2 protein-coding genes and 2 pseudogenes are annotated in these 4,345 nt (G+C 60.3%); 2 read left to right on the top strand and 2 right to left on the bottom strand.

The annotated features are described in order from the left end of the window. The first annotated feature begins 182 nt into the window (after nucleotides 1-182). Entirely contained in the window at nucleotides 183-821 is a 639-nt protein-coding gene (locus PQR02_RS39710) for a putative quinol monooxygenase (protein ID WP_408243270.1), read from the top strand. A 516-nt stretch (nucleotides 822-1,337) separates the two neighbouring features. Here PQR02_RS39710 and PQR02_RS39705 read toward each other — a convergent pair. Next, nucleotides 1,338-1,604, bottom strand: a pseudogene (locus PQR02_RS39705) (transposase); the annotation flags it as partial. A gap of 718 nt (nucleotides 1,605-2,322) precedes the next feature. On the opposite strand from PQR02_RS39705, the gene PQR02_RS39700 reads away from it, so the two are divergent. Beyond that, nucleotides 2,323-2,883 carry a hypothetical protein gene (locus PQR02_RS39700; RefSeq protein WP_408243269.1) on the top strand — a complete coding sequence of 187 codons (561 nt, stop codon included), beginning with the start codon at nucleotides 2,323-2,325 and terminating at the stop codon, nucleotides 2,881-2,883. A gap of 561 nt (nucleotides 2,884-3,444) precedes the next feature. Here the strand turns inward: PQR02_RS39700 and PQR02_RS39695 are convergent. Further along, a pseudogene (locus tag PQR02_RS39695) lies at nucleotides 3,445-3,678 on the bottom strand (hypothetical protein); the annotation flags it as partial. Nucleotides 3,679-4,345: the final 667 nt, after the last annotated feature.

The following is a 4,345-nucleotide window of genomic DNA, read 5'->3' as shown; positions in this document are numbered from 1 at the left end:
CATTGCACACGCGCATGATCGCCGGGCGAGATGTCTCGCCCGATGCCGCCGGCGACGATCGCAGGACCGAAGGTGTGCTCTGGAGGAGGGCACTGGCTGCGCGGCGCTGCTGGCTTGTTAGCAGTCGAAGGACTGCACGCTCGACGCGCTCACGGTCGGCCGATCACGAATGGAGGTGTCTCATGGGCACTAAAGGTCTGCTCGTCAGGTTGGAAGTCAAGGCCAGCAACGACGACGCCATGGCGGAAGACGTCCTGCGCTCGGCTCTCGCGATGGGTCGGGCGGAAGCCGCAACCACCGCGTGGTTCGCGATCAGATTCGGGCGATCGGAGTACGGCGTCTTCGACGTGTTCGCAGACGATGCCGGCCGCGAGGCGCATCTGGCGGGGCCAGTTACACAAGCACTGTTAGATGCCGGCGGCAGCGTGTTTGCCGGGGCCCCGCTGATTCAGGAATTTGACGTCCTGGCCGACAAGTTGCCTGCAACGTCATCGGGCGAGCCGGTCACGAAGGCACTGCTCCTCACGTTCAAGGCAAAGGCGGGTCATGAGTCACAGGTCGCGCAGTTCCTTCGCGACGCGCAAGCACTCGTGGAGGAGGAACCCAAGACCGTTGCCTGGTTTGCCATCCGCCTTGACGACGGTCATTTCGGCATTTTTGACGTCTTCCCCGACAACGGCGGTAGGTTTGCGCACCTGACGGGTCATGTTCCTCGGGAGCTCGCCAAGCATTCGCTGTCATTGCTGGGCAGCGTGCCGGACATCGGAATGCTCGACGTGGTTGGCACAAAATGGACCGACCAGTCTATGGCGGCGCGGTGAACAGTCAAGCAGACGGCGAACGTTGCCTGACAGGGAACCTTCCCCACAGGTCGGAATCTGCCTCCGTGTCGTATCGTCAGGGACAGCGCAAACAGTTTTTATAGTGAGCATCGCATGGCTGTACCCGACCCCGAGCGTTTCAGGCAAGCCCGTCCGTGTTTGTTAAGGGTTGTTCGACGCCTGCCCTTGTCTGCAGCGGCGTGAGTGCGCGACGGCGCATGTGGGCAGGCGTTGGACAAGCCTCGAGGGAGGAACCCGCGGAGTGGACCGATGCGGCCCGGGCGTTGAGTATCTATGGGGATTGAAGGGGGCGCGCCGTCGGCGGTGCCACAGGATGTTGAAGCGAACCTGGGTCGGGATGGGCTCGAACGTGGTTTCGAAGCTGTTGTCTGCCATGTTGTGGCGGTGCCGCGAGCGGCGGCAAGGGCTGCCCGGAGCGGCACGCGCAAGCGTCTCCTGTTGGCGCCCGTTGCCGGAGAGCCGACAGTCGGATTGAACATTCCGGGTCTTTGACGCTCATGCGTTGCCTCGGGATGTCGGTGGTGCACGAATCGGCTGGCTGCGCAGGAGGATGTCGATGAGGATCGACGGCGCACCGCAGTGCCGGCACAAGAAGGTTGGCGACATGGCGTCCGGCGACGCGTCGTCGCTGGCGTGAATGACTGCAGGAGCGTGCAGCAGCACGCGTATTCTCGTCAGGTTTGCCCGCCGCACCGGATTGGCGAGCAGGCCATAGTGGCGGATGCGGTGGAAGCCGCCGGGCAGCACGTGCAGCAGGAAGCGGAATTTCCTCAGGAGCGGACCCCGAAAGCGGAGCCTGAAAGAGCAGCAGCGCCAGCAGCGAAGAGAAAGCGAGCGTTTGATATTGATGATGCTGCATTCACGGCAGCGCTCAACGAGTCGAAGCAACACCGTCGTAGGAGTTTAAGAAATCGCACTATTGGGGTGGTCCTGTCTTTCGTGATTTGCCTTCTTGCCGGCTTCTGGTCGGGCCGGTAGACCGAACAACTGACCCGCGTCGCGACGCCGTACAACGCGTAGGAAAATCCATATGAAACTCATCCCTATTGCGCTATCCCTGATCCTCATTGGCTGCGGCCAAGCATCGCATGATGCTTCGCCCACGGCAGCAGGCCACTACCAACTCGCTGTGGATAGCGGCGGCAATGCGTGGAGATTAGATACGAACACGGGCGAAATGAAGCGTTGTTGGCAAGGCACCCCACCAGCAAAAACGGCGCCGAGTTGCTATACCGCGACTCAGGAGTGACGCGATTGCCACGCGCGTGACGCACGGAAACCCGAGGCAGAATCGTCGTAGCAGCACGAAACCTACCATCGACAGGGGAAAAATGAATCGATCAATCATCGTTGTCGCGCTCATGCTTGCCGGATGTGCATCACCGGCGGTTTTTCGTGACCGCAAGACGGGTCAAGTGGCTCAATGCAATGCAACGACGCCGGGAATTTTTCCGATCATCGCTCAACGCGAGATTGACGATTGCGCAGCAGCTTATGGGCGCATGGACTGGTAGAAGCAGTAGAGCGTGAATCTGGAGCATGGCAAAGCCTTGGCGATCGTGAGTTAAATGACGCGGCCCAGCAGCAGGACTCGGTATCACGAAAGAGGACAAGCATGGCATTCAAGATCAAAGCCGCCGATCAGAAGCGCATCGATGCAGCGTTCGGCGAACTGACGGCGCAGCGGAGCACGTTGGAAGAGTCTGTGCGTGTGTTCAATGAGGCGGTTGCGGCTGCACGTGCGAAGCTGGAACTAGACGTGGACGCATATAACGACAAGGTCGATGCGGCGCGCGGCATGCTCGATGACGTGCATCGCGAGCTTGAAGATGAATTCGATGATAGGTCGGCGAGCTGGCAGAACGGCGACAAGGGAATCGCGACGAAGGAATGGATCGATTCGATCAGCGCGTTGGCCGAGGAATTAACCGAGGCGGCGCTCGACGTCTTCCCCGAATCGCTCGAATTTGAGGATGTGATCGGCGATGACCCCGCCGAGGGCTACAACGAACTGGACAAGGAAGCGCCAGGCGCAGAGTAATCTGCGGCGGCCTGACATACCGAGGAAAAGCAATGCAATGGTTCTACTGAGATGGACCCGAAGGCGATGGCCGGATTTTGCAGCGCCGTCCGGGCATCCGGCGTGGGCATCCACGAAACGTAATCCCGCTTCATGGTTATCACGAAGCTCCCGGCCAGTCACTCATTAAAGGCCGTCCGTAGTAAGTCCGTCGGGATGGATGCCCTCAATGATCGATCGCCCTTCTACAAAGCCAGCCTGTTCTGCCGCTTCGGCCGACAGATACTCGGCTACAGGGTGAGAAAAGTTCATCCTTTGCGTGGCCACGCGAATGTCTGCTTCGGGACGAGCGACGTACCCAACGTACCCGAAAGGCACACCCGGAGGGTGTGGAGAATATTCGGGAACCGCAAGGACACGAATCACGAAGCCCTTATGAGACGCGAATACTTCTTTGCCTTTCGCCATGTCCATCTCCACCGAGGTTTTTTGCGAGGAATCGCGGGCCGCTACGAATGCATTAGAGCCAAGGCGCGCGACGAGTTCGCCGCGCGCACTCGACGGCTCTGCGATCAGCCTCTCTTCAGTAACACCGAGAATTACATCGATAGCAGCTTGGCCGACTATCTCTGCAACAAGATAAGCCCAGCGACGAGAGAACGGCCCGCCACGAACTTTTATGCGCTCGCCGATTGCCGCGACGCCCGCAGGTTTGGTGGCGCCTTCGATACGAAACCAGACGTCGAACGTGTCCTTCGACGTGGATACCAACTCAACGTGAATTTCGAATCCACGATATTCGACCTTTGGCTGCATGGAGATCTCCGGTTCCTGCTATGTGGGGACAGAATCGGGGCTTTTTTGGTTGCGCTCGATGTCGGTCGGCGCCACGAGTTTCGGACGCACCCGGCACCTCGCCTAGTCGGCGTAAACCCGCGACGCCGTTGAGCCGCTGTTACGCCTGGTTAAAGCGTTATCCAGCGGAGTTTTCGCTGCCTTTACCGCGTTGATGTCAAGGGGGCGATCTCCGGTGGGTTGGCTTTGGAAACGTCTCGGGCGCGGGTCACGCTTCTTTCCGCAGTCGGCTCGTAGCCGCAACGGCACGCTGCACGCATTGGTCGGACAGGAACGGAGAACCTCGCCCCAGGGCGCGCTCGGGGCCCGGCAGTCAGTTGCGGCTGCTTCCGGACCATCGTCAACGCTTCGGACCCTTCCAGTAAAGTTCAGGTTCTGGTTAGCGGTTTGCATCATGCCGTCGCCTCCATCGACCTGCAGCGGAAGTCGGAGCGATCCACCCATATCTTGTGCAGAGGGACGGCAAGTTAGCGGGCCACGGCGACCACAGCCCGGCGATGACCTCGGCTCTTGGGGTTAAGCCACGACCTTGCGCGCGGTCGATATCAGCGCGATCCGCGCGCGCAGCATTCGCAGCCGCCGCACCGACGCGACGCGACTGGCGCGCAAAACGACTGACGGAGGCTGC

The organism is Paraburkholderia sediminicola (assembly GCF_046026895.1).
Taxonomy (GTDB): domain Bacteria; phylum Pseudomonadota; class Gammaproteobacteria; order Burkholderiales; family Burkholderiaceae; genus Paraburkholderia; species Paraburkholderia sediminicola_C.
This window is presented reverse-complemented; position numbering and strand designations above follow the sequence as displayed.